Here is a 19,169-nt window from a genome sequence, read left to right on the forward strand (position 1 = left end):
TGCTTCAGGACAGAACGGTGGGCACCGTGATGGTGCCCAAACAAACATAGAGAATGTGGAGACACTCCCCCATGCAAACCGACACAACTCGCGAGAACCCGCAGGGTACCTTGCCGCAGGCCGCCGATTCGAATTCGGATCTGTCCGCCACCGCGCCAGGTCAGCTGCGTGTGATCAAGCGTAACGGCACTGTCGTTCCTTACACCGATGACAAGATCACCGTCGCCATCACCAAAGCGTTCCTCGCAGTTGAAGGCGGCACCGCTGCTGCCTCGTCGCGAATCCATGACACCGTGGCCCGCCTGACCGAACAGGTCACCGCGACCTTCAAGCGTCGCATGCCATCGGGTGGGACCATCCACATCGAAGAAATCCAGGACCAGGTCGAACTGGCCCTGATGCGTGCCGGTGAGCAGAAAGTCGCCCGCGATTACGTGATCTACCGTGACGCCCGCTCCAAGGAACGTGCCGTTCGCACCACCGAGGAGCCGGTACAAGCGCACCCGTCGATCCGCATCACCCGTGCCGACGGCAGCCTGGCGCCGCTGGACATGGGCCGCCTGAACACCATCGTCACCGAAGCGTGCGAAGGCCTGGAAGAAGTCGACGGCGACCTGATCCAGCGCGAAACCCTGAAGAACCTGTACGACGGCGTGGCCCTGACCGACGTCAACACCGCCCTGGTGATGACCGCCCGTACCCTGGTCGAGCGTGAGCCGAACTACTCGTTCGTCACCGCCCGCCTGCTGATGGACACCCTGCGTGCCGAAGGCCTGGGCTTCCTCGGCGTCGCCGAAAGCGCAACCCACCACGAGATGGTCGACCTGTACGCCAAGGCCTTGCCGGCCTACATCGCCAAGGGTATCGAATTCGAGTTGCTGAACCCTGTGCTGGCCTCCTTCGACCTGGAAAAACTGGGCAAGGCGATCAACCACGAGCGCGACCAGCAGTTCACCTACCTGGGCCTGCAAACCTTGTACGACCGTTACTTCATCCACAAGGATGGCGTGCGTTTCGAACTGCCGCAGATCTTCTTCATGCGCGTGGCCATGGGCCTGGCGATCGAAGAGAAACAGAAAGAAGACCGTGCGATCGAGTTCTACAACCTGTTGTCGTCCTTCGACTACATGTCCTCGACCCCGACCCTGTTCAACGCCGGTACCCTGCGTCCACAGCTGTCGAGCTGCTACCTGACCACCGTGCCGGATGACCTGTCGGGCATCTACCACGCGATCCACGACAACGCCATGCTGTCGAAATTCGCTGGCGGCCTGGGTAACGACTGGACTCCGGTCCGTGCACTGGGCTCTTACATCAAGGGCACCAACGGCAAATCCCAGGGCGTCGTGCCGTTCCTCAAAGTAGTGAACGACACCGCCGTAGCCGTTAACCAGGGTGGCAAGCGCAAGGGCGCTGTGTGTGCCTACCTGGAAACCTGGCACATGGACATCGAAGAGTTCATCGAACTGCGCAAGAACACCGGTGATGATCGTCGTCGTACCCACGACATGAACACCGCCAACTGGATCCCTGACCTGTTCATGAAGCGCGTCTTCGATGACGGCAAGTGGACCCTGTTCTCGCCATCGGAAGTTCCGGACCTGCACGACCTGACCGGCAAGGCCTTCGAAGAGCGCTACGAGTACTACGAAGCCCTGACCGAGTACCCGGGCAAGGTCAAGCTGTTCAAGACCATCCAGGCCAAAGACCTGTGGCGTAAAATGCTGTCCATGCTGTTCGAAACCGGCCACCCATGGCTGACCTTCAAAGACCCGTGCAACCTGCGTAGCCCGCAGCAGCACGTCGGCGTGGTCCACAGCTCGAACCTGTGCACCGAGATCACCTTGAACACCAACAAGGACGAGATCGCCGTTTGCAACCTGGGCTCGATCAACCTGCCGAACCACATCGTCGACGGCAAGCTGGACACCGCCAAGCTGCAACGCACCGTCAACACCGCCGTGCGCATGCTCGACAACGTGATCGACATCAACTACTACTCGGTGCCGCAAGCGAAGAACTCGAACTTCCGCCACCGTCCGGTCGGCCTGGGCATCATGGGCTTCCAGGACGCTTTGTACCTGCAGCACATCCCTTACGGTTCCGACGCTGCCGTCGAATTCGCCGACAAGTCGATGGAAGCGGTCAGCTACTACGCGATCCAGGCATCCTGCGACCTGGCTGACGAGCGCGGCGCCTACGAGACGTTCCAGGGTTCGCTGTGGTCCAAAGGCATCCTGCCGCTGGATTCGCAACAGATCCTGATCGAGGCTCGTGGCCAGAAGTACATCGACGTTGACCTGAACGAATCCCTGGACTGGGCACCGGTTCGCGCCCGTGTACAGAAAGGCATTCGTAACTCCAACATCATGGCCATCGCACCGACCGCGACCATCGCCAACATCACTGGCGTATCGCAGTCGATCGAACCGACCTACCAGAACCTCTACGTGAAATCGAACCTGTCGGGCGAATTCACCGTGATCAACCCGTACCTGGTTCGCGACCTCAAGGCTCGCGGTCTGTGGGACTCGGTCATGATCAACGACCTGAAGTACTACGACGGTTCGGTGCAGCAGATCGAGCGCATCCCGCAAGAACTCAAAGAGCTCTATGCAACCGCGTTCGAAGTGGACACCAAGTGGATCGTTGACGCGGCCAGCCGTCGTCAGAAGTGGATCGACCAGGCCCAGTCGCTGAACCTGTACATCGCAGGCGCTTCGGGCAAGAAGCTCGACGTGACCTACCGCATGGCCTGGTACCGTGGCCTGAAAACCACTTACTACCTCCGTGCCCTGGCCGCGACCAGCACCGAGAAGTCGACCATCAACACCGGCAAGCTGAACGCTGTTTCCAGCGGCGGCAACCACGGTGACGACTCGGTCCTGGCAGCTCCTGCAGGTCCTGCTCCGGTACCGAAGGCTTGCGCCATCGACGAGCCGGATTGCGAAGCTTGCCAATAAGCTGAGCCGGTAAGCGCTGCAAAGCGCCTACCTGAAACCCCCGATCAGCCTCTGGCTGGTCGGGGGTTTTCTTTTGCCCAAGGGAAAGTGGTTACCGGCCTGGCGCCTTCGCGGGCAAGCCACGCTCCCACAGGTTTTGCAGCGCGCCCGCTAACGAAAACCGACACAAAACCTGTGGGAGCGCGGCTTGCCCGCGATGAGGCCATCGGCTACAACACAAATCCCGCCCCAGACAAAACCTGTGCCATAAAAAAGCCCCTCTCTCGAGGGGCTTCCTTATGCAGCATCAACCAACATCAAGTCATCTGAATGATGGTCTGCATGATGGTGCTCTGGGTGGAGATGGTCTTGGCGTTCGCCTGGTAGTTGCTCTGCGCCTTGATCAGGTCAACCAGTTCGTTGGTCAGGTTGACGTTGGACTCTTCCAGGGAATTGGACTGGATCGAACCCAGGCTGCCGGTCTCCGGGGCATCGTAGCCAGGAATACCCGATGCGTAGGTTTCCTTCCAACTGGTGCCGCCTACTGGCTGAAGGCCCTGCTCGTTGGTGAAGCTGGCCAAAGAAATCTGACCGATCGCTTTTGTCTGGTTGTTGCTGAAGTTGGCCAGCAGCACGCCGCTGCCGTCGATGGTCAGGTTGGTGATCTGGCCAGTGGCATAACCGTTCTGGGCAGGAATCGAACGGGCAGTATCGGCGTTGAACTGAGTGGTGTTGCCCATGGAGATGGTCAAACCCGCCGGGTCAGCGGCGGCGCCATTGGCGTTCCATACGCCATTGGTCACATCACCCGGAATCCAGCCTGTTACCCTCAGATCAGGGCTGACAATCGGCGTCGGAGTGGCGGGAGTACTCACGGAAACCAGTTTACCCGACGTGTCGAACAGCATGGTCGAAGGGACAGGTGCGGACGCGGCAAGCTTAGGATCGCTGCCATCCGGGTTGCGCCCATCGATCAGGGTATAGGTTTGCCAGGTGTTCGCACCGGTCTTGACCATGTATTGATCCATGGTGTGCTGATTACCCTGAGTATCGAAAATCGGGGTGCTGAATTGTTTGGTGAAGGTTTCAGTCTTGCTCGGATCGAACTTGTTGGAAACAACCGACTGGTCGATCACCGGCGCCGTGGAGTTAAGGTTGATCGTCGATGAAACGCTGGTGGTGGCTTTCGGCGACAGGTTGGACGTATCAATGCGCAAGTCGGTCAGCACGCCGTTGACGATCTTGCCATTGGCGTCCACACCGTAACCCTGTAGACGCGCGGTGCCGTCAGTGTTGGTGACGAAACCATCCTTGTCGACCTTGAAGGTACCGGCACGGGTGTAGGACAACGAGCCACTGTTGTTCAAAACAAAGAAGCCGGAGCCATTGATGCCCATGTCCAGCACGTTACCGGTGTTGTTGATGTCGCCTTGGGTAAACTGCTGGGAAACATTGGCCAGGCGCACACCGTTGCCGATGGTCTTGCTGCCGGTACCCAGTCGGGTTGCCGAGTACACGTCTTCGAACTCTGCACGGGACGATTTGAAACCGGTGGTGGCGACGTTGGCGATGTTGTTGCCGGTCACGTCCAGTTGTTTGTTGGCTGCATAGAGACCGCTAAGGCCGATATTGAAAGACATAATCCACTCCTTGTGCCGTGTTAGTCGGCTCTACATACCAATGGTTTGTACTTTGGACAGGGCAATGCTGCCCAGCCCGGCCAGATTAAGCATCAACTCACCGCCGGTCTGGCTGATGGTCACGCTGTTGACGGTGGCTGGCAGGTTGGTGATCAGCGCTACCGACTGGCCATCAATGGTGCTCGTCGCCCCGAAGGTATAAGTGCCGGCAGGTACCGTCTCACCCGCATCGTTCTTGCCATCCCAGATGAAGCTGGCATTGCCGGCTTTCTGCGCGCCCAGATCAATGGTGCGCACGGTAGTGCCGGTGGAGTCGGTGATTTTCAAGGTGGCCGAGGCCACCGATGCCGGTACCACTACCGTGCCGCTGAGGCTCTTGGTGGTATCGACCACCGCCTTGTCGCCAGGGGCAATGACCGAACGGCCCACCAGCGACGAAGCCTGCAATGCCTGGGACGAGTTGTAGTTGCTGGCCAGACCGGTCACGGTGTCATTGAGCGTGGTGATGCCTTCCAGACTGCTGAACTGGGCCAGTTGAGCGACGAACTCGCCGTTGTCCTGGGGCTCCAGCGGGTTCTGGTTTTTCAGCTGCGTCACCAACAATTGCAGGAACGCATCCTTGCCCAGGGCTTTCTTGCCCGTGGCGCTGCCGGTAGCTGCCCCCAGACCGTCCTGCGTGGTAGTGGCCTTGACCGAGGAATTGGCCAGGATGTCATTGAGGCTCAAACCACCGGTGGAATCGGTAACACTCATCTGAGTCGCCCCTTATCACTGACCGAGGGTCAGGACTTTCTGCATCATGGTTTTGGCGGTGTTCATCATTTCGGCGTTGGTCTGGAACGAACGGCTCGCGGAAATCATGTCGGCCATTTCTTCCACCACGTTGACGTTCGGGTAGTAGACGTAGCCCTTGGCATCGGCCGCCGGGTGATTCGGCTCGTAGCGCGCCTCAAGGTTGCTCTGGTCTTCGACCACACCCAGCACCTGTACGCCTTGACCGGCCGCATCCTGGTTCTGGAACAGCGAATTACTGCCACCGCTCTGGCCACCCTGGAACATGGTGGCGAATACCGGATGACGTGCGCGATAGGTCTGGTCGATGCTCGACGAGACGGTCTCGGCGTTGGCGATGTTCGAAGCGACGGTGTTCAAGCGAGTGGTCTGGGCACTCATGCCGCTACCGGCAATGTTGAAAACACTGGATAGAGACATGGCTTACTCTCCGCGCAGGGCTGACATCAGCCCTTTGAATTTACTGTTGAGCAGGGTGAAGCTGGCCTGGAAGCCAACTGCGTTTTCCGCGTAGTTCGACTGTTCCAACTGGGCGTCCACGGTGTTCTGGTCGATCGACGGTTGCATCGGCGTGCGATACATCAGCGACCCGTCACCATTGCCCAGGCCCTCGGCTTCGATATGACGGCTGTTGGTCATGTTCAGGGCGAAGGTGCCGTTTTTGGTTTTCTCGTTCTGCTCGGCGAGCACTTTCGAAAAATCCAGATCCCGAGCCTTGTAGTTCGGGGTATCGGCGTTGGTGATGTTGTTGGCCAGGACCTCGGCACGCTGGGCGCGAAAGCCCAGGGCTTGTTCGTGGATACCGAGCGCTTTATCGAAGCTGATGCTCATGTCGGGAAACCTTTGGGTGACCTGATTTTTCGTACGTTGAAGTTAGCAAGCCTCATGCCAATTCAAACAAGCCCGTAAACCGGGGCTTTGCGAGCAGCGGCAAGGTGGCAATGCCAGAAAAGCGGCAACGGTTTTCCGGCGCATGCCGCTTTTCTGCCGCCTGACTCGGTGTGGAGAACACCACTGACCTTGTGGGAGGGGGCTTGCTCGCGAAAGCGGTGTATCAATCAACGTTGATGGCGACTGGCAGGACGCCTTCGCGAGCAAGCCCGCTCCCACTTTTGGATCGAAGCGACACTGAAGTAATCATCAAGCATAAAAAAACGGGAGCCCCTGAGGACTCCCGTTCTTTGATGACGCCGACAACATTACTTGGCCTGGTAAATGATACCCGGGCTGCACTGCACCATCTGGTAATGGTCCGGCAAACCGTTCAGCGCTTCGGACGCACCAAGGAACAGGTAACCGCCCGGCTTCAACGTGCTGTGAATACGCAACAGGATGTCCTTCTTCACCTCGGCGGAGAAGTAGATCAGCACGTTGCGGCAGAACACGATGTCGAACTTGCCCAGGCTTGCGTAGCTGTCCAGCAGGTTGAACGAACGAAACTCCACCCGACTCTTGATCGGCGCCTTGATTGCCCAGCGCCCCGGCCCCTTGGGGTCGAAATAACGCTGCAGGCGCTCGGGTGAAAGACCACGACCAATGGCGAGACTGTCGTACTCGCCGGTCTTGCAGTTGTTCAACATGGTGCCGGACAGGTCGGTGGCAACAATCTGCACCCCCATGCGCAACTGGCCCAGGTTGATACGTTCAAACTCGTCGATCGCCATCGACAGCGAATAGGGTTCCTGCCCCGACGAGCAAGCCGCCGACCAGATACGCAGGCGCTGGCCGGGGCTGGCCTTGATCGCTTCGGGCAGTACCTTGTTCTTCAACACCTCAAACGGATAAGTGTCACGAAACCACAGGGTTTCGTTGGTGGTCATGGCGTCTACCACCTGCTCACGCAAACCGCTGCGTGGCTGGGTTTGCATGCGCTGGACCAACTCACCCAGAGACTTGATGCCTTGCTGCTCCATCAGCTTGTTGAGACGACTGGAGACCAGGTACTGCTTGTTTTCACCGAGCAAAATGCCACAGGCTTTTTCCAGGAAAACCCGGAACTGTTCGAAATCCAAATTACCCGTAGACAATGATGTCCGCCTCTAAAATCGTGTTGACCGCCAGGAGCAACGAGCCCCTAGCTGAAGTCTGCTGCTTTGATCCGGTCGACTACCCGGGATGCCAGGTCATCAGGGCGAAATTTGGCCAGGAAGTCATCGGCACCGACCTTCTTGACCATCGCCTCATTGAAAACACCCGACAACGAAGTGTGCAGGATGATATGCAGATTCTGCATGCGCGGGTCGTTGCGGATCTCGGCCGTCAGGGTGTACCCATCCATCTCCGGCATCTCGATGTCGGAGATCATCATCAGGAACTCGTCCCCCGGTTTCTTGCCTTCATCGACCAGCTTGCGCAGGTAATCCAGTGCCTGGCGCCCGTCATTGAGCGCTACGACTTCTACGCCGACCGTTTGCAGGCATCGCGTGACCTGCTTGCGCGCCACGGACGAGTCGTCGACCGTCAGTACACGCAAGGACAACGCCTTGTGCTGGGTTTCAACATCCACTACGCCAACCGAAATCACCTCAGAAGTAGGCGCCACCTCCGCCAGCACTTTCTCGACGTCGATGATTTCGACCAACTGGTTGTCGACCCGTGTCACCGCCGTCAGGTAGTGATCGCGACCGGTGCCCTTGGGTGGCGGATGGATCTCCTCCCAGTTCATGTTGACGATGCGCTCCACCGAGCGCACCAGGAAACCCTGGGTCTTGGTGTTGTACTCCGTGATGATCACGAAAGGATTGTTCTTGTCCTTCAGAGCACCAGAGCCGGTTGCCATCGCCAGATCAAGGATCGGGATGGTCGCCCCGCGAATATTTGCCACACCGCACACCACAGGACTGGATTTTGGCATCAACGTCAGTTTGGGGCATTGCAGCACCTCCCGAACCTTGAATACGTTGATTCCATACAGCTGCTGACCGTCGAGACGAAACAACAACAGCTCAAGGCGATTCTGCCCCACCAGTTGCGTGCGCTGGTTCACCGAATCCATTACACCAGCCATGCCCAGACTCCTACACCAACGCCAAGTGTTGTTGCGACGCACCTTCATCACTAAACGGCACGGCGCTTGCTTTTTTATCTGTCATGAACACAGAACCGACATTTTTTCGACACCTGACCACGCCCTGCCGCAAATTATTCGGCGTGCTCGCGGCCGTTTGCCTGTTCAACGCTGGCAGCCCTGCCCTTGCTGACGCGGTTACCTTGCCTGACATGCTTATCGGCGTCACCCAGGGGTTTCTTGAATTCACCGTAGAAGACTATCTGGCTACCAGTCAAACCGAAGGTCGCTACGAGATACAGGTCAACCAGCTCGATCCGCGACTGCGCATGCCCATGTGTGACAAGGAATTGACAGCGTCACTCGAAAGCCCGGCCAAGCCACTGGGGCGCGTCACGGTCAAGGTCCGTTGTGAGGGCGCCACCCCCTGGACCGTCTTCGTACCCGCTCAAGTACGCCTGTTCCGCGATGTCGTGACCGTCGCCCGGCCATTGCGCCGCGCAGCCATCGTCGAGCCTGAAGACGTGATCCTGCGCGAACGCGACATCAGCTCGATCAACCAGGGCTACCTGACTTCCCTGGACCAGGCGATCGGGCAGCGACTGACCCGACCAATGGTCGCAGACCAGTTGATTACCCTGGTGCATATCGAACAGGCGGAAGTCATACGCAAGGGCGATCAGGTCGTGATTACCGCCCGCAGTGGCACGCTCAGTGTGCGAATGCCCGGCGAAGCCCTTTCAAACGGCGGCCTGAGCGAACAGATACGGGTGAAAAACCTGAACTCTCAACGGGTTATCAAGGCGCAGGTGACCGCGCCCGGGCAGGTGGAGGTATTCATGTAGGGAGTTGATTTGGCGATGTTCTGTGCCCATCAAGCGCCTGGATTGCGAAAACATGGCGCTGGCCCCAGCGGTTCCCTAAACTGTGCCCTATGCACGGCAAGCGTTGACGCGCGCAGACTCATTGATAAATGAGCCTAAAGTTTTCCAGGGTATGGCCGAAAACAGGGCAAGCGTCCAAATTCCCAGAGGTTTTATCATGGTCATCGATTTCAGCCGTTTGAACAGCTCCTCGTCCCCTACGGGCAGTACACGTACCAGCGCCGCCAGGGAAACTGCCGAAGCCGGCAAATCCGCGCCGCTGGAATCCGCGGCCGAACAGGCCGGTACCGTCAAAAGCGGGGAATCGGTACATTTCAGCGAAGAGGCTCAGCAGTTGCAGAAGGTCACTGACAAGCTGCGCGATCAGCCTGCCGTCGACAAAGCCCGCGTGGCCGAGTTGAAAGCAGCGATTGCCGATGGCAGCTATAAAGTCGACAGCAACCGCGTAGCCAGCAAACTGCTCAACTTCGAAGCCCAGCGCTAGGCCCCGGCCGGCGCCAGGCTTTTGGACGCTTAAAACCCAAGGCCCGCCATGCACGACACTCATTTACTGCAACTGATTACCGACGACTTTGCACCGACGCAACATCTGCTGGAGTTGCTGCAGACCGAATCGCTTGCCTTGCATGGCCGCGACATGCCATTGCTCGAGGACATTCTGGCGCAGAAACAGGCCCTGATCGTCTTGCTTGAACAGCATGGCCGCAAGCGCAGTGAAATACTCTCCAGCCTCAATCTGCCGACCAGCCGCCAGGGTCTGGAGCAGTTGGCCAGCCAATCAAGCATTGGCGAACAGTTGCTGGCGCAAAGTGACGCGCTGACCGATCTACTCGCGCAATGCCAGGCCATCAACGCCAACAACGGCAAGTCGATCCTGACCCAGCAAATGGCCACGGCCACCCAGTTGAAAATCCTCAATGGCGGTGAAACCCCGGCGCTTTACGACGCCAGCGGCACTTTCTCCAAGCTTGCCAAGCCTCGCGCACTCAGTCAGGCCTAGCTCCACGTTGAGCCCGCTCTATCACTACGCGCAACATACTGGCAAAATGATAGCCAGCCGTAGTCAAATTTGCCTGGAGATTGATTAGCCGTGTCAAATGCCCTAAATGTGGATGATTCCCCGCAGCCACCCAAGGTGCTCTCCACGCCTCTGGAAATCTCCAGCAACCTGCGCCAGTTACTTGAAAGCCACGACCCCCTGATCATCACCTTTCATGAACGCAGCCAGCGCTTCCAGAGCTATCTGGTTGATCTGGACCGTGAAGGCGGCATGATTGCGCTGGACGAAATGGTCCCTCGCGATGGCGAACGTTACTTGCTCGCCGGCGAGCCGTTCAAGGTCGAAGGCTTCCACGAAGGCGTGCGCATTGCCTGGGAAAGCAATGGCCGGTTGAGCATCGATGAGTCCGCTGGCGGTCGCTGCTATCGCGGCACCCTGCCGGATGAAGTGGTCTACCATCAGCGTCGCAATGCGTTCCGGGCGGCGTTGAAGCTGGCGCAACTGGTAGACGTAAACCTGGACGGCGAGAAGCTCAAGACAGCCTATCCCGGCAAGCTGCTGGATATCTCCGCGACTGGCTGCAAGCTGCGCTTCGAAGGCGACATTACTGGCAGCCTGCAACTGGGTCAGGTTTATGACCGATTCAACGCCGAGTTGCCCTTTGGCAAAATGACGGCACCGGTCGAGTTGCGTTACCTGCACTTCGAAGAAAAGATCTCCACCACCTTCGCCGGCATTCGTTTCCACAACATGAGCGGGCTGGTGCAGCGTCAGGTCGAGCGGTTCGTCTACCAGCTGCAACGCGAAGCGCGCCGCTTCGACAAAGACGACATCTGATTCAACGCTTCATGAAAAACGGGCAGTCCCTGGCGGTGACTGCCCGTTTTTTATGCGTCGCGATTACGGCCTGGCCTCGGTGAAGCTTTGCTCACGCCCCGAGTCCGGGTCTTCTGGCGGTGGGTCCGATTCCGGCTTTGTTTCGGTTTCGGTTTCGGTTTCGGTTTCGGTTTCAGCGTCCGGCTCCGAACTCACCGGATTGCACATCTGATCCTGCACCACCTGTTCATCGACCCGCGGATCAAGCGCCGCCACCAGAGGCGAACTCGACATGCTGTCCGGCATGGCCACGTGATGCAGCGGCGCGTCGTCCACCTGGTGCAGGTTGGTCACCGCTTTCGGACGGATCCGCCATACCAGTATCAAGGCAAAGAAACTGAAGAACGCATACAGCATCTGGCTGCCGAACAGCTTCATCAGCACGCCGGCCACCAATGGCCCGATACTGGCGCCGACACCATAGGTCACCAGCAGCATCGCCGTCAGTGACACGCGGCGATCGCCTTCGACGTGGTCGTTGGAAAACGCCACTGCCAACGGGTACAGGCAGAACTGCACCAGCGAACAGAGGAAGCCGGCAATGAACAGTACCTCAAGCGGCACCTGCGGCATGATCGCCAGGGGCAATGCAGCCAGCGCCAGGCTGAAGGCAAAACTGCGGATCAACAGCGCCCGGTCGTAACGATCGGACAACCAGCCCAACGGCCACTGCACCAGCAAGCCGGCAAAAATACAGCTACCCATGAACAGACCGACCTGCTCCGTGGACAGCCCTTGCTGCGAGGCATACAACGGTGCCAGACCGTAGAACGAACCGACGATCAGACCCGCCCCCAGCACTGTACTCAACGACTGCGGCACACGCTTGATAAAGAACCGCGGCTCCATCGGCGCCGGGTGCAACGGGGCCGGGTGAATCCGCCGGGTCAGGGCCACCGGCACCAGGCACAGGGCAAAGCACAGCGCGACCAGCATCAGCAGCTCCAGGCCCAGGCTCGGATGCATGACCAGAATCAGTTGACCCAGAACCAGGCCCAGGTACGACGCGATCATATAACCACTAAACACCAGGCCGCGTTGCTTGGCATCGGCCTGTTCGTTCAGCCAGCTCTCAATGACCATGTACTGACACATCATGCCCAGGCCGACGATCACCCGCAGGAACAGCCAGGCGGGCAGCCAGTCGATCAGGCCATGACCAAGCACCGCCGCACCGACGATCCCGGCACAGGCCGAATAGGCACGAATATGCCCGACCCGGGCAATCAGGCGGTGGCCGATCTTGCCGCCCAGCACCAGGCCGAAATAATTGGCGGCCATCAACGCACCGACCCACAGGCTGTCGACATTGTCTGCGGCCAGGCGCAGGCCCAGGTAAGTACTCAGCAGGCCCGAGCCGATCAACATCATCAGCGAGGCGAAATAAAGGCCTCGAAAGGACTTCCAGATTTGGCGCAACGAGCGACTCCTTGCAGTGAAGTTCGGGCTACCGCTAAACGATAGCCCATGTCGACAGATCGTCAGGCCTGGGCCGCTAAAACACGCCGCTCCCAGGGAGTAATTTCATCGAGGAAACTGGACAGTTCCATAGTCTTCGAGGCGATGTAGCCTTCGATGAACTCCGTGCCGAGCAGTTCCTTGGCCAACTGGCTACCTTTCAGACGCTCAAGCGCCGCATGTAAGGTACAGGGTAATGAAAGATTATCCGGTACCTCGAATTCACCCTGGCTGGCCTCGCTCGGCTCCAACTGGTTCTCGATACCATGCAACCCCGCCGCCAGGCTCGCGGCAATGGCCAGGTACGGATTGGCATCAGCCCCAGGCAAGCGGTTCTCGACCCGACGCGCGACAGGCGCACTGGCCGGGATACGCAAACCGGCCGCCCGGTTATCGTGGGACCAGCAGGCATTGTTCGGTGAAGCGTAGGGATGGCACAAGCGCTGATAGGAGTTTACGTTGGGTGCAAACAACGCGGTGAAATCCGCCATGCAGGCCTGCTGACCGGCGATGAAATGGCGGAAAGTCGCGGTCTCCAGCCCGGCGTCGTCACTGAATACATTACGTGTGCTGGCGATTTCGACGATGCTCTGGTGAATGTGCATCGAGCTGCCCGGCGTATGTGCCAGCGGCTTGGCCATGCAAACCGCCGTCAGGCCATGCTTGAGCGCGACTTCCTTGAGCAGGTGCTTGAACAGGAAGGTTTGGTCGGCCAGCAGCAACGGATCGCCATGCAACAGATTGATCTCGAACTGGCTGACCCCCATCTCATGCATGCAGGTATCGCGAGGTAACCCAAGGGCTGCCATGGACTCGTAGACTTCGTTGAAGAACGGCCGCAAGCCGTTATTGGAACTGACGCTGAATGCCGACTGCCCGTCCTCGCGACGACCGTCCAGGCCCAACGGCGGCTGGAACGCCTGATTCGGATCGGGATTGGGCGCGAACACGAAGAACTCTACTTCGGTGGCCACCACCGGTGCCAGACCACGGGCCGTATAGCGCGCGATCACCGCTTTGAGCAGGCTGCGGGTGGAAAGACCGGAGCCAGAACCGTCCAACTCATCTGCATCACAGATAGCCAGGGCTCTTGCCGGCTTGCTCCAGGGCAAGCGGTGGATTTGCGCCGGGTCCGCAACCAGCGCCAGGTCGCCATCATCGCTGCCGTAAAAACGTGCCGGTGGATACCCGCCCATCATGCATTGCAGCAGCACACCACGCGCCAACTGCAACCTGCGCCCCGCCAGAAATCCCTCTGCGGTCATGACCTTGCCCCGCGGTACGCCATTGAGATCCGGCGTGACACATTCAATCTCATCAATGCCCGTCAATCGCTGCGCGAGTGAATTCAGGCCAACGGTCGTCATGACGCTATCCTTGTTATTGTGCGAGCCGCGAACGGCGACCGTACAAAATAGGCTCCACGTGTTCGGAATATCAAGCAGCGCTAAACAAAAAAAACAACTTACCGCAGCTGCCGCAGGCTGCTTCTACAGGGTCAGGGCAGGTAGAGTCTGAACACACCGCCGCCCAAAGGGCCGCCATTGTTGATTTCAGTGCGCCCGGCGACGCCATTGCGCTGATGCAATGCGGCAATTCGCCCGGCAAAGTACAGACCCAACCCGGTACTGCCGCTGCTTTGATTGATGCCCTGCACATAATCGGCCTGATGCTCGATCATCTGCGCCGGATACCCTTCGCCATCGTCGTTGACGGTCAGCACCAGTTGCCCGGCCTCGTCGCTGACACTGATCAAGATGGCGTGACGTGCATAACGAACGGCGTTGTTAATGCAGTTGGCCAGCACTGACGCGACCAGTTCGCGGTCGAAGAAACCCAACGGACTCAAGGGGTCCACGTCATAACTGACGACGATCGCGCGGCTGGCGAACACGTCATGGTGGCCGGCCAGTTGCGCCTCGATGAAATCGTCCAGCTCATGGTAGGCCGGTTGCAATGGCAGTTGGTTGACACCGAGTTTGTACAGCCCCAATAGCTGCACCAGCATGTCGTTGAGGTGGGCGAACTCGAAGTCGATAACGCCCTGCTCCGGCGCCTTCCGTACAGGCTCGGGCAAGCGCGACAGCCATTGGCTATGGGCCTGCATCAGCATGGCCAGCGAGTTTTTCATGTCGTGGACGGTCGACGCGATCACCGTGGAGAAATCGAGGGATTGCTGTTCGTCGTTCATGCGCCAAACGCCTTGCTCTTAAGCTTCTCGTAGCGCGCGTATCGCGCGTCGGTGTCGGGCATCAGGCCAACCATTTTCAGGCACTTGCGGCACTCTTCCATCTCCGCCGAGGCCACGCGGGTATCGGCGCCATGCAACAGTGACTGGGCCATATTCAGAGCGATACTGATGTTCTTCGGTTGCAGCGCCAGGGCTTTGCGGAACACCTGCCGAGCCTCGACCAGGTTACCAGTCTTGTACACGCGCACACCCTGACGGTTGAGCTCGGCGGCATCGTTTCCGGAGTTGAGAATAGTCGGATCATCGGTCTGCTTGGCGATGTCCTTCATGACCGCAGGGTCGTCGCCGTAGATTTCCACGCAGTTTTTCAGCATTGCGGTACCGGCCTCGGTCTGCCCGAGCATTTTCAACTGTTTGGCTACCAACAGCGCTGCCTCGGCGCTCATGAACTGTTCCATGCCATCGAGGCGCAGCAACGCCTGCTCGGTGAGCTTGTCAGCGGTCTCCGCGTCGTTGAGCAATAGACTGGTAGCCTTCATCAAGCGCGCACGAATTTGCAGGCCCGGGTCGCTGGGGTTTTCTTTGACTACGGCACTCAGGGTTGTATTGATTTCCAGGCGGGTGCGGGTATCCAGGCCCCTTTCGCTGCCTTTACTGATCAAGGCGTGGGCCAGGCCAAGGTTGCTCTCGGCATCCTTGAAGCGTGATTGCGCGCCTTGGGTCACGGCCTGGCGATAGGCTCGGGAGGCCGTATCGAAATCCTCGTTGGCCATCGCCAATTTACCCAGCAACGCCTGACGGCGCACCGCCAGCGGCGACAGCCGAATCGCTTCCTCCAGCACTTGCTGAGCAGCTCTGGTGTCCCCTTCGGCGACCAACACGTCAGCCATACCGTCGTAAAGCGCCGGCATCATCGGAAATACTTTCAGGCCTTTCTCATAAGTGCTCTTGGCCTGCGAGACGTGCCCGCGCTTGAATTGCAGTTGGCCCAACCCGGCATAGGCCCAAGGCAACGGCCGATCGGCAATGATGCTGTCGTAAAGACGCTGCAGCGCCTCGTGCTGATTCAAATCACGCAGGGCATCGGCGCGATAGCGCAGGCACAACGGCGAGTAGCGGATGTCCTGCTTGCACAGGGCAATGCAAGCGTTGAGCACTTCCATCGGCTTGCCGCGATCCAGCGCCTGCAGGATCGGCTTGAGCAGGGTCTTGCGCTGCTCCAGGCGTTCCAGGCGCTGGGCCAGGCTGGAGCGCGTGAAGGGCTTGGTCAGATACGCATCCGGTTCATGCTCCAGGGCGCTGAGTACCATGGCCTGGCTGGTCTCGGCGGTCACCATCACGAACACAGCTTCATGGCTGATCAGCTTCTCGACCATCAGGTCTTCAAGCACCTGCTGACCGTTCTTCTTGCCATCGCCGAGATGGAAATCCTGCAGGATGAAATCGTATGGCTTCTGCGAACACATCCGCAGCGCTTGCTCACCGGTGTCGGCCGTGTCCACGTCCTTGACGCCCAGCTCCCGCAACATCGACCGGATGGAACTGCGGAAGTCGGAGAAATCATCGACGATCAGAAAACGCTTTTGGTGATACGACAGCATCGAAGACTTCCAGGCAATTTAAGAAGAACAAGCAACGACAATCCGTGGACGAGCGCAGCTTCGCCGGCCCTTGGTTATACGTGCTGATGATGGATGGTAGCATTGAGCCATCAGCAGCCCTAGACACACGGATTTTGCCAAGGGACCAGGAAAGTCCCTGACTTCCCGGTTTATCGGCCAGCAGTGGCAATCCCTTGAGAACTTCTCCTCAAGCGCCATCAAATAATTGAATAGGCAATTGAGCCAGTATCGGCATGCTTGTTCAGTGGATGCCGCTGTATCGGGATCAGTCGCCAGCGACGCTACCTGCTTTCATTTCAGTGAAATCGGAGCAGGCGGTGCAATCAAACTGCTTTAAGAAGCTGCATTTAGCGCCTTGGCCTACTGCCGCAAGCGATACGCCAGAATCGCACTCTGGAGGGCGGTAAATTCACGCGGCCGGAAAAGCCAGGCGTACGATTTTTCCGAGCTCACCAAGTTCCCGGTAAACGGCCCGGATCAGTTTATGAGTGTGTATTTCAGTACAGTCTGGCTTCTCTTTTAAACACCCTTGCTTTGTTGAATCTACAGGAAACATTAAAATCATAGATCAAACAAATTCCCACTGCAATTATTACAGAAGTATACGAAGGCATTGTGAGCAATTGATATTGATCCTATATTCCATGAGTGGATCGAGCTAATCGCCGCTCTACACAAATGAAAGTACTAGCAAGAGTCACCACTAAAGCTCAGCAAGGAATATTTTCATGCGGAAATATAATACTGTATTAAAGGGCTTGCTTTTCGCTGGATTAATCAGCCCACTCACAAGCTACGGACTGCAGATGGAAGCTAAGTCCGACGCTCAAGCATTGGCTTCATCTCCTCAATGGTTGACAACCAAAGTCTATATAGAAGGAACGCCGGAAGTAGACGTAAAGGAGAAATATCCAGGTGTTGTTGGGATATCAATGTGGGATCCAGAGCGCAATCGCTATGAGTTTTTTTATACCGATACTGGGCGATCAAAATACGAGAATGGCGGCGGCGGTTACTTCATGGTTACCGGCGATAAAAAAACCCATATTCTAGTCCCGGACAAGGGAACCGTTAGAACGGTGGTCAGGAGATTGGAAGCGCTGAATGACGAAGAGTTTACCTACTCACGAACGGTGCCGCGCGACATGGTAGAAACCAACCCCCCTGTCCGAATTTTTGTGGTCCATGAACCTTACAAAGGTCCCATAAAAACCTCAATGTCACAATAAATATACCAGCATTATATAGATTACATGCTGCCAAGCATCCGCCTCTAATAATGCGATATTGAGATAGCATTCATGAATGCCTAACAATAAAAAGGTGCAATATGACAATTACACTTAAAGCTGTATTAGCGTCTACTCTGCTATTGGCAGGAATATACTCGGTGAGCGCCAATGCCCAACCCTCGGCCCCACTGGTCGCCAAAGAAGCTAGCGCGACACCAGACAATGCACTTATGTTGACTGTCTTCCTGAAGCACGACCAATCACGACCATTAGGGGAGCTGAAAGCGCAACTCGCCAAGCAAGAATTTTACAAAGTATTTCCCCCCGCTGGTGTAGAGGTCATCAGTTGGAATATAACCATGGGTATAGGTCAGGTCATCGTTCTACGGTTACCTGCTTCGCGCCTCGCAGCGGTAAACCTTGCACTGGAAAACACCGCTTGGGGAAGTTACCGGACCGAGTTTTTTCCTACGTATGATTTCAAAGCAATAGCCTTGGCAGAACAAAATAAAGCACGAGAAACTAACTCTACGCAGTAGTTTTAAAATGGGTGCAAAGCATCTCAAGCGTCCTGAGGTGCTTGCATCCTTATTAGTGGTTTGTCATTTCTGTCATTCGCGAGCATCTGCACCGGCGTGCAGATCCACGTACACCACGTTGCGTTCAAGTACGCCTTCGCGCAGCGCATCGACCCGTGGCTGCAATTGCACGCCACAAACGTCGACCCAACTGGCCTGCGTTGAATGAGGAGTCGCAAGACTCGCCCGCCCCAAGACCTGCTCCTGGCGATACAGCGGTAAGCGATCGGCGTATTTCGCGATCATCATCCGGGCCTGCAGCCGGCAGTCGAGATGCCTTTGTGGATAACCTGCACCGGAACTGGCGTTTGGATCAATTCATGTGTGTGTAGGAGCGAGCAGTCTCCGGGCGGCGTTCCGACGAAGAACGTCAACGATGACGCGGGCTGTCTGGGTCCCCGTGGCGTCCTGGCGTTTTTCGTCGGAACGCCACCCGGAGACTGCTCGCTCCTACAGGGAAAAGCACCACAAAAACAAAACCCCTACCTGCATACGCAGATAGGGGTTTCGGAATTTAATCTTGACGATGACCTACTCTCACATGGGGAAACCCCACACTACCATCGGCGATGCATCGTTTCACTGCTGAGTTCGGGATGGGATCAGGTGGTTCCAATGCTCTATGGTCGTCAAGAAATTCACTACCATCGGCGATGCATCGTTTCACTGCTGAGTTCGGGATGGGATCAGGTGGTTCCAATGCTCTATGGTCGTCAAGAAATTCGGGTACCGAGTCGTGGCCAGTCGGCCTCGCTTCAGCAAATTGGGTATGTGATAGCTTTCGGTGTTTGYAAGATTCGAACTTTCGGTTCTTTCGTCTTCACACACCGCAATCTGGCYYTTMRRCGCAAATTGCTTGGGTGTTATATGGTCAAGCCTCACGGGCAATTAGTATTGGTTAGCTCAACGCCTCACAGCGCTTACACACCCAACCTATCAACGTCGTA

General features: G+C 57.5%; 17 protein-coding genes, 2 rRNA genes, 1 pseudogene and 1 other annotated feature. Of the genes and pseudogenes, 7 read left to right on the forward strand and 13 right to left on the reverse strand.

Annotated features, from left to right (window positions below):
- Nucleotides 1-71 precede the first annotated feature (71 nt).
- On the forward strand, nt 72-2,963 hold the full coding sequence (locus ASE98_RS07645) for a ribonucleoside-diphosphate reductase subunit alpha (protein WP_060540779.1): 2,892 nt from the start codon (nt 72-74) through the stop codon (nt 2,961-2,963).
- Nucleotides 2,964-3,259: 296 nt separating this feature from the next.
- Here ASE98_RS07645 and flgE read toward each other — a convergent pair whose 3' ends face one another.
- The 6 genes from flgE to ASE98_RS07675 all read right to left on the reverse strand — a co-directional run bounded on the left by flgE (nt 3,260) and on the right by ASE98_RS07675 (nt 8,381).
- Complete coding sequence (flgE, locus tag ASE98_RS07650; RefSeq protein ID WP_060540780.1) at nt 3,260-4,582, reverse strand: flagellar hook protein FlgE; 1,323 nt, start codon at nt 4,580-4,582, stop codon at nt 3,260-3,262.
- 30 nt (nt 4,583-4,612) lie between these two features.
- Nucleotides 4,613-5,335 (reverse strand): flagellar hook assembly protein FlgD, encoded by a 723-nt coding sequence (gene flgD / locus ASE98_RS07655; RefSeq protein WP_060540781.1) that lies wholly within the window; start codon nt 5,333-5,335, stop codon nt 4,613-4,615.
- Between the two features lie 15 nt (nt 5,336-5,350).
- Nucleotides 5,351-5,794, reverse strand: coding sequence for a flagellar basal body rod protein FlgC (gene flgC, locus ASE98_RS07660; RefSeq protein ID WP_054593596.1), 444 nt, complete (start codon nt 5,792-5,794; stop codon nt 5,351-5,353).
- A gap of 3 nt (nt 5,795-5,797) precedes the next feature.
- Nucleotides 5,798-6,205 (reverse strand): flagellar basal body rod protein FlgB, encoded by a 408-nt coding sequence (gene flgB, locus ASE98_RS07665; protein ID WP_060540782.1) that lies wholly within the window; start codon nt 6,203-6,205, stop codon nt 5,798-5,800.
- Nucleotides 6,206-6,573: 368 nt separating this feature from the next.
- Nucleotides 6,574-7,401 carry a protein-glutamate O-methyltransferase CheR gene (gene cheR / locus ASE98_RS07670; protein WP_060540783.1) on the reverse strand — a complete coding sequence of 276 codons (828 nt, stop codon included), beginning with the start codon at nt 7,399-7,401 and terminating at the stop codon, nt 6,574-6,576.
- Between the two features lie 47 nt (nt 7,402-7,448).
- The gene (locus tag ASE98_RS07675) at nt 7,449-8,381 is read right to left on the reverse strand and encodes a chemotaxis protein CheV (RefSeq protein WP_060540784.1); all 933 of its coding nucleotides are present in this window, start codon (nt 8,379-8,381) and stop codon (nt 7,449-7,451) included.
- A gap of 83 nt (nt 8,382-8,464) precedes the next feature.
- Between ASE98_RS07675 and flgA the strand changes: the two genes are divergently transcribed.
- From flgA to ASE98_RS07695, 4 genes are all read left to right on the forward strand, one after another.
- On the forward strand, nt 8,465-9,226 hold the full coding sequence (gene flgA, locus ASE98_RS07680) for a flagellar basal body P-ring formation chaperone FlgA (RefSeq protein ID WP_060540785.1): 762 nt from the start codon (nt 8,465-8,467) through the stop codon (nt 9,224-9,226).
- A 196-nt stretch (nt 9,227-9,422) separates the two neighbouring features.
- Entirely contained in the window at nt 9,423-9,749 is a 327-nt protein-coding gene (flgM, locus tag ASE98_RS07685) for a flagellar biosynthesis anti-sigma factor FlgM (RefSeq protein WP_060540786.1), read from the forward strand.
- Between the two features lie 48 nt (nt 9,750-9,797).
- Entirely contained in the window at nt 9,798-10,265 is a 468-nt protein-coding gene (locus tag ASE98_RS07690; protein WP_060540787.1) for a flagella synthesis protein FlgN, read from the forward strand.
- A 90-nt stretch (nt 10,266-10,355) separates the two neighbouring features.
- A complete protein-coding gene (locus ASE98_RS07695) occupies nt 10,356-11,102 on the forward strand; it encodes a flagellar brake protein (protein WP_060540788.1) in 747 nt (248 codons plus the stop codon).
- A 63-nt stretch (nt 11,103-11,165) separates the two neighbouring features.
- On the opposite strand, the gene ASE98_RS07700 is transcribed toward ASE98_RS07695, so the two are convergent.
- The 4 genes from ASE98_RS07700 to ASE98_RS07715 form a co-directional block, all read right to left on the reverse strand.
- Nucleotides 11,166-12,560 carry an MFS transporter gene (locus tag ASE98_RS07700; RefSeq protein ID WP_060540789.1) on the reverse strand — a complete coding sequence of 465 codons (1,395 nt, stop codon included), beginning with the start codon at nt 12,558-12,560 and terminating at the stop codon, nt 11,166-11,168.
- Nucleotides 12,561-12,622: 62 nt separating this feature from the next.
- On the reverse strand, nt 12,623-13,864 hold the full coding sequence (locus ASE98_RS07705) for a glutamine synthetase family protein (protein ID WP_177336954.1): 1,242 nt from the start codon (nt 13,862-13,864) through the stop codon (nt 12,623-12,625).
- Nucleotides 13,865-14,097: 233 nt separating this feature from the next.
- Nucleotides 14,098-14,790: a sensor histidine kinase gene (locus tag ASE98_RS07710; RefSeq protein ID WP_060540791.1), complete on the reverse strand. Its 693-nt coding sequence runs from the start codon at nt 14,788-14,790 to the stop codon at nt 14,098-14,100.
- The gene (locus tag ASE98_RS07715; RefSeq protein ID WP_060540792.1) at nt 14,787-16,391 is read right to left on the reverse strand and encodes a tetratricopeptide repeat-containing response regulator; all 1,605 of its coding nucleotides are present in this window, start codon (nt 16,389-16,391) and stop codon (nt 14,787-14,789) included. Before ASE98_RS07715 ends, ASE98_RS07710 begins: the two co-directional genes overlap by 4 nt.
- Nucleotides 16,392-17,140: 749 nt before the next feature.
- Between ASE98_RS07715 and ASE98_RS07720 the strand changes: the two genes are divergently transcribed.
- On the forward strand, nt 17,141-17,641 hold the full coding sequence (locus ASE98_RS07720; protein WP_060540793.1) for a DUF4822 domain-containing protein: 501 nt from the start codon (nt 17,141-17,143) through the stop codon (nt 17,639-17,641).
- A gap of 101 nt (nt 17,642-17,742) precedes the next feature.
- On the forward strand, nt 17,743-18,183 hold the full coding sequence (locus ASE98_RS07725) for a hypothetical protein (RefSeq protein WP_060540794.1): 441 nt from the start codon (nt 17,743-17,745) through the stop codon (nt 18,181-18,183).
- A gap of 77 nt (nt 18,184-18,260) precedes the next feature.
- On the opposite strand, the pseudogene ASE98_RS07730 reads toward ASE98_RS07725, so the two are convergent.
- The 3 genes and pseudogenes from ASE98_RS07730 to ASE98_RS07740 all read right to left on the reverse strand — a co-directional run.
- Nucleotides 18,261-18,539 (reverse strand): annotated as a pseudogene (locus ASE98_RS07730) (IS66 family transposase); the annotation flags it as partial.
- Between the two features lie 201 nt (nt 18,540-18,740).
- Nucleotides 18,741-18,856: ribosomal RNA gene (gene rrf, locus ASE98_RS07735) — 5S ribosomal RNA — on the reverse strand.
- A gap of 1 nt (nt 18,857) precedes the next feature.
- Nucleotides 18,858-18,940: a sequence feature (5S ribosomal RNA rRNA prediction is too short), on the reverse strand.
- Nucleotides 18,941-19,089: 149 nt separating this feature from the next.
- Nucleotides 19,090-19,169, reverse strand: a 23S ribosomal RNA gene (locus ASE98_RS07740); the annotation flags it as partial.

The sequence above is a fragment of the Pseudomonas sp. Leaf48 genome (genome assembly GCF_001421885.1).
Lineage (GTDB): Bacteria > Pseudomonadota > Gammaproteobacteria > Pseudomonadales > Pseudomonadaceae > Aquipseudomonas.

Coding starts and splice junctions, on each gene's coding strand:
- flgB (WP_060540782.1), bottom strand. CDS start 6,205: ATGAGCATCAGCTTCGATAAAGCGCTCGGTATCCACGAACAAGCCCTG.
- flgD (WP_060540781.1), bottom strand. CDS start 5,335: ATGAGTGTTACCGATTCCACCGGTGGTTTGAGCCTCAATGACATCCTG.
- ASE98_RS07645 (WP_060540779.1), top strand. CDS start 72: ATGCAAACCGACACAACTCGCGAGAACCCGCAGGGTACCTTGCCGCAG.
- flgC (WP_054593596.1), bottom strand. CDS start 5,794: ATGTCTCTATCCAGTGTTTTCAACATTGCCGGTAGCGGCATGAGTGCC.
- ASE98_RS07675 (WP_060540784.1), bottom strand. CDS start 8,381: ATGGCTGGTGTAATGGATTCGGTGAACCAGCGCACGCAACTGGTGGGG.
- ASE98_RS07720 (WP_060540793.1), top strand. CDS start 17,141: ATGCGGAAATATAATACTGTATTAAAGGGCTTGCTTTTCGCTGGATTA.
- flgA (WP_060540785.1), top strand. CDS start 8,465: ATGAACACAGAACCGACATTTTTTCGACACCTGACCACGCCCTGCCGC.
- ASE98_RS07710 (WP_060540791.1), bottom strand. CDS start 14,790: ATGAACGACGAACAGCAATCCCTCGATTTCTCCACGGTGATCGCGTCG.
- flgM (WP_060540786.1), top strand. CDS start 9,423: ATGGTCATCGATTTCAGCCGTTTGAACAGCTCCTCGTCCCCTACGGGC.
- ASE98_RS07725 (WP_060540794.1), top strand. CDS start 17,743: ATGACAATTACACTTAAAGCTGTATTAGCGTCTACTCTGCTATTGGCA.
- ASE98_RS07690 (WP_060540787.1), top strand. CDS start 9,798: ATGCACGACACTCATTTACTGCAACTGATTACCGACGACTTTGCACCG.
- flgE (WP_060540780.1), bottom strand. CDS start 4,582: ATGTCTTTCAATATCGGCCTTAGCGGTCTCTATGCAGCCAACAAACAA.
- ASE98_RS07705 (WP_177336954.1), bottom strand. CDS start 13,864: ATGACCGCAGAGGGATTTCTGGCGGGGCGCAGGTTGCAGTTGGCGCGT.
- ASE98_RS07715 (WP_060540792.1), bottom strand. CDS start 16,391: ATGCTGTCGTATCACCAAAAGCGTTTTCTGATCGTCGATGATTTCTCC.